At 41.6% G+C, this 1,070-nt stretch carries 1 protein-coding gene; it reads right to left on the bottom strand.

The genetic code is table 11. The annotated features are described in order from the left end of the window. Positions 1-9: 9 nt before the first annotated feature. Entirely contained in the window at positions 10-984 is a 975-nt protein-coding gene (locus tag ACJHYR_RS27825) for an IS30-like element ISApl1 family transposase (protein WP_012478345.1), read from the bottom strand. Positions 985-1,070 lie beyond the last annotated feature (86 nt).

The following is a 1,070-nucleotide window of genomic DNA, read 5'->3' as shown; positions in this document are numbered from 1 at the left end:
CTTGAATTGTCAAACCAAGTGCAACGATTTTTTGAAGTAAACTTCATAAGGTGTTTTCCAACCTAAACATTTACGTGGTCGTAAATTCAGTTTATTGATCACCTGTTGAATATCAACTTCGCTCCACTGATTGATGTCTTGGTGCTTCGGAAAGTATTCACGAAGTAACCCATTTGTATTTTCATTCGTTCCCCGTGTCCACGGTTGATGCGGCTCGGGGAAGTAAAATTCTACACCCAGTGCTTCTGTTACCAAACGATGTTGGGCAAATTCTTTACCACGGTCTGGCGTAATTGACCGCAATATATGTGAATCCAGCAATTCAATCATGGCTTTTTGGACTGCTTCGGCTTTTTTGGCAGGAATTTTCTTCACCAACTCAAAACGACTTTTGCGTTCCGTCAGCGTCAGCAAACAAGCTCCACCCGCTTTACCCAGTACGGTATCGGCTTCCCAATGTCCAAAGCGACTGCGATTTTGCGCCGAAATGGGACGGTCGTTCAAATGGTTGGATATCTGAATTTTGCCACGTTTTTCATGATGATTTTTTGTATGCCGTGTTTTGCCTTTGTGGCGCAGTTTGCGACTGGCTTTGCGTTCGCCTATATCAAACAACCCTGAATAAATACCACGATAAATGGTTGAATAACTAATGGATAATTCAGATTTTTCCAATTTTAATCGTGCGCTGATTTGTTCGGGCGACCAGTTTTCTGTCAGAAACTTTTCTTGCACCAAATTGAAATATTCAGGCTGCTCTAATTTGCGCTGTGCTTTGCTATTTTGACGATGCTTCAAATAGCTGTTTTGTGCGTTCGTTGCACTGTAGCTTTCTAGAGCGTGTCGTTTCAGCTCGCGAGAAATGGTGCTGGAGCTACGTCCCAGTGCTTTGGCAATTTCTGCTTGTTTTTTGCCCTGTGCGAGTAAAATCATTATCTTTTCTCGCTCGTTTATTGTAAGATGTCGGTAGGAAGTACTCATCATTTGGAAATGGTTTTTGTGTGGAAACAAAATTATATTCTAGTTGATGAGTACTTCTTTTTTTGTTGCACTTGGATTGTAAATTCAGC

The organism is Escherichia sp. WS1450 (assembly GCF_046487395.1).
In the GTDB taxonomy this organism is placed as follows: Bacteria; Pseudomonadota; Gammaproteobacteria; order Enterobacterales; family Enterobacteriaceae; genus Escherichia; species Escherichia coli.
The sequence above is the reverse complement of the archived record's forward strand: the minus strand, read 5'-3'. Positions and strand labels throughout refer to the sequence as shown.